This window comes from Streptomyces alkaliphilus (genome assembly GCF_014141535.1).
GTDB lineage: Bacteria > Actinomycetota > Actinomycetes > Streptomycetales > Streptomycetaceae > Streptomyces > Streptomyces alkaliphilus.
Window position 1 is genome coordinate 1 of the sequence record NZ_VKHT01000510.1, and the last position, 3,707, is coordinate 3,707.

General features: G+C 75.2%; 4 protein-coding genes. 3 read left to right on the forward strand and 1 reads right to left on the reverse strand.

Features of this window, described 5'->3' with window-relative positions:
- Nucleotides 1–953, forward strand: a 953-nt coding sequence (locus FNQ90_RS15780) for a GGDEF domain-containing protein (protein WP_182606971.1), incomplete at its 5' end; no start/stop codon positions are given.
- A gap of 39 nt (nucleotides 954–992) precedes the next feature.
- Nucleotides 993–2,606, forward strand: a complete 1,614-nt coding sequence (hutH, locus tag FNQ90_RS15785) for a histidine ammonia-lyase (RefSeq protein WP_182606973.1) — start codon at nucleotides 993–995, stop codon at nucleotides 2,604–2,606.
- Nucleotides 2,607–2,830: 224 nt separating this feature from the next.
- Here the strand turns inward: hutH and FNQ90_RS15790 are convergent, their stop codons facing one another.
- Nucleotides 2,831–3,010 carry a hypothetical protein gene (locus FNQ90_RS15790; RefSeq protein ID WP_182606972.1) on the reverse strand — a complete coding sequence of 60 codons (180 nt, stop codon included), beginning with the start codon at nucleotides 3,008–3,010 and terminating at the stop codon, nucleotides 2,831–2,833.
- 154 nt (nucleotides 3,011–3,164) lie between these two features.
- On the opposite strand from FNQ90_RS15790, the gene FNQ90_RS28480 reads away from it, so the two are divergent.
- Nucleotides 3,165–3,656 carry a hypothetical protein gene (locus FNQ90_RS28480; RefSeq protein WP_323379994.1) on the forward strand — a complete coding sequence of 164 codons (492 nt, stop codon included), beginning with the start codon at nucleotides 3,165–3,167 and terminating at the stop codon, nucleotides 3,654–3,656.
- The last annotated feature ends 51 nt before the right edge of the window (nucleotides 3,657–3,707 follow it).

A 3,707-nucleotide genomic window follows, 5' to 3' on the forward strand; every position in this document is an offset into this window, starting at 1 on the left:
TAGCCGGCTCGCCCGGCGCCGGCCTCACCGGCTCCGCCCGGCGTCCCGATCCCCGCCGGTTGGCCGCGCCCCTGCCGGTCACCGACCGGTTGCGCGGTGAACTGCGCGCCCGCCGCGCCCCCGGCGACCCCGCCTTCACCGCCACCGACCTCGAACTCCTGCGGGCTCTCGCCGCGCTGGCCGGCACCGCCCTCACCCAGCAGGAACGTCTCGACGAGGCCCATCGGCTCGCCCGCACCGATCCGCTCACCGGCCTGGCCAACCGCCGCTTCGCCGACGACCGCCTCTCCGAGGCACTGGTCGGGCACCATCGTGAGGGGACCGTCGTCCACCTGGCCGTCTTCGACCTCAACGGCCTCAAGCAGGTCAACGACACCCTTGGTCACGCCACCGGCGACCGCCTGCTGCGCGCCTTCGCCGACCTGCTGTCGGAGAGCGCCCGCCGTCTGCCCGGCGCCCTCGCCGCCCGCCTGGGCGGCGACGAGTTCTGCCTCCTCACCGTCGGCGCCGGCGGGGACGAACTCCTCGACGCCGCCCGACACATCTGCCGCCGCGCGGCGGCACCCGGCTTCGCCGGGATCTCCGCCCCGGCCGCATCCGACGCAACCACGCGGTCCCTCCCCGCCGACGCGGACGGACCCGGGGAGGGGTGCCCCGCCGTCCGGGGCCCCGGCCGGCACGCGGGCGGCACCGGTGGCGCCGCCTGCGGGCTGGCCGGCACCGACGAGGCCATCGGCCCGCCGCTGACCGCCCGCCGGCTGCTGCGCCTGGCCGACGCCGCCCAGTACCGGGCCAAGACCGACGGTCTGCTCGAGCCCGTGGTCGCCGGTCGCGGCGCCATCGGCCGCCAGGTGGTCCTCCTGGCCGATGCCGCCGGTCCGCGCACCCCCGACCGCCGGGCCCTGCGCGGCGCGGCCGGATCCCGGACGGCGGTTCCGCGTCGCACCCCGTGACGAGTCACGATTCACCCCGTAGGGTTTCTGAATATGTCCATGCACACCGTGGTGGTGAACCCGGCCGGCGCCACGCCGGCGGACGTCCTCGCCGTCGCCCGGCACGACGCCCGCGTCCGTATCCCCGACCGCACCCTGACCGCAGTCGCGGCCTCCCGTCGGATCATCGACGACCTCGCCGCCGGCTCCGACCCCGTCTACGGCGTCTCCACCGGCTTCGGCGCCCTCGCCGTCCGGCACATCGCCCCCGACCTGCGCGTCCGCCTCCAACACCACATCGTCCGCTCGCACGCCGCCGGCACCGGCCCCCGGGTCGAGCGCGAGGTGGTCCGGGCGCTGATGTTCCTGCGCCTGAAGACACTGTGCTCGGGACGCACCGGCGTCCGTCCCGTCGTCGTCCGGGCCCTGGCCGACCTGCTCAACGCCGGCATCACCCCCGTGGTCCACGAGTACGGCTCGCTCGGCTGCTCCGGTGACCTCGCCCCGCTGGCGCACTGCGCCCTCACCCTCCTGGGGGAGGGGGAGGCCGAGGGACCCGACGGTCGGATTCGTCCCGCCGCCGACCTGCTCGCCGATCACGGCTCTGCCCCCCTCGAACTCCGTGAGAAGGAGGGGCTGGCGCTGCTCAACGGCACCGACGGAATGCTCGGCATGCTCCTGATGGCCTGCGCCGACCTGGAGGTCCTGCACACCGCCGCCGACATCACCGCCGCCCTGACGCTCGAGGCGCTGATGGGCACCGACCGTGTCCTGGACCCCGCCCTGCACGCCCTGCGCCCGCACCCGGGACAGGCCGCCTCCGCCGGCATCATGCGTCGGGTACTGGCCGGCTCCGAGCTCCTCGGCCACCACCAGGACGAGGAACCGCGCGTCCAGGACGCCTACTCCGTGCGGTGCGCGCCCCAGGTCTCCGGCGCCGGTCGGGACACCCTCGCGCACGCCCGCCTGGTCGCCGAACGCGAACTCGCCGCGGCGGTGGACAACCCCGTGGTCCTCTTCGACCTCCTCGACGAGCCGGACGCCGCGCGGGTGGACAACCCGGACCGGGCCGGCATGGGGCGGGTGGAGTCCAACGGCAACTTCCACGGCGCCCCCGTCGGGTACGTGCTCGACTTCCTCGCCATCTCCGTCGCCGACCTCGCCTCGATCGCCGAGCGCCGCACCGACCGGCTGTTGGACCGCCGGCGCTCGCACGGCCTGCCGGCCTTCCTCGCCGACGACCCCGGCGTGGACTCCGGGCTGATGATCGCCCAGTACACCCAGGCGGGGCTGGTCTCCGAGCTCAAGCGACTCGCCGTGCCCGCCTCGGTGGACTCCATCCCCTCCTCGGCGATGCAGGAGGACCACGTCTCGATGGGCTGGTCCGCCGCCCGCAAGCTGCGCACCGCCGTGGACGGGCTGGCCCGGGTGATCGGCGTCGAACTGTGCGCCGCGACCCGGGCCCTGGAACTGCGGGAGGCCGGCGAGGGGTTGCGCCCGGGGCCGGCGGCCCGGGCGGTGGTGGCGGCGCTGCGCGCGGCCGGCGTGCCGGGACCGGGACCGGACCGGCACCTGGCGCCGGAGTTGGAGGCGGCGGCCGGGTTCGTCCGCTCCGGGGCGCTCGCCCGGGCGGTGGAGGGGGTCACCGGGCCCCTGACGTCCCCGGCGGAGTGAGCCCGGGCGCCCCGGCGGGGGAGACTCTCCCGCCGGCCGAAAAGCGTTCCCGGGCGAAGTGGTCATGTGATGGAAATCACGTTTGAAGGGCGGGTGGTCAGGGAAGTCCAATCCGGCGGAACCGGTCATCCCGACGCGATGCCCGGGCCGCTTCCCGTGACGACCGACGGTGGGAACGAGGAAGGGACACCGGCCCGTGAGGGCGTCCCGGAAGTGAACCCCCCTCAGTCGGTGGGCGCCCGGGGCGCCGAGGCCCCGGGCCCCTCCACCGACTCCCCCACCGTGCCGATCCCCGGCACGCCCTCACCCGTGTCCGGGCCGGCGTGCGCGGACGGCATCAGCCACACCCCGCCCAATACGACCGCGGACACCACGCCCATCAGCAGAGGTCGGCGATCTGGCATGCGGCGGTGCTCGGCCACGAGGGCTCCCGGGTAGTGCTGCGGTTCGCGGGCGTGGTGAGCGATGTTACGGCGCGTCGCGGGTCGCGGGGAAGACTCGACCGGCCACGGGCATACCCTCACCCCTATGACACCAGAGGAAATCGGCCGGGTCAGGGTGCGTGTCGACCTGCTCCTGGAGGTGGCCGACATCGATCGCCTCACCCGTACGGCGCTGGCCCGCATCAACGCCGACGAACTCCTTCCCGACGAGGAACGCGGCCCCGCCGGCGAGGCGGTCAGCCGCGATCCGGCGGAGGCCATCGCCTACCTCGTCGATCCCATCGAACTCGTCGAGGGCCTGCCCGGCGTCGAGCTGGCCCGCGCCTCCTGGAGCAGCGAGACCGTCGACGCGGACGACGAGGGCCCCTGGCTCGACGACGAGTACGACGACGGGGAGGACGGGGAGGACGGGAACGACGGGGTCGCGGTCGACGGATACGCCCCCGGCCACTTCGACACAGGGCTCCGGTCACCGCACGAGGAGGAGGGCGTCGAGGAGTACGACACGCCCGGCCCCGACCGTCCCGCCGGTCCGGAAGGGGACGGGGAGACCACCGGCGGGGCCCCCGACCCCGGCGGATACGGCCGGCTCAACGGCAGCGCCTGACCTCCACCCCGACCCGGCAGCCCCTCCGGGGCCCTCCCCGGATCCGCACAC

Excerpts from the sequence above, each read along its gene's own strand:
- hutH (WP_182606973.1), top strand. The coding sequence starts at position 993 with ATGCACACCGTGGTGGTGAACCCGGCCGGCGCCACGCCGGCGGACGTC.
- FNQ90_RS15790 (WP_182606972.1), bottom strand. The coding sequence starts at position 3,010 with ATGCCAGATCGCCGACCTCTGCTGATGGGCGTGGTGTCCGCGGTCGTA.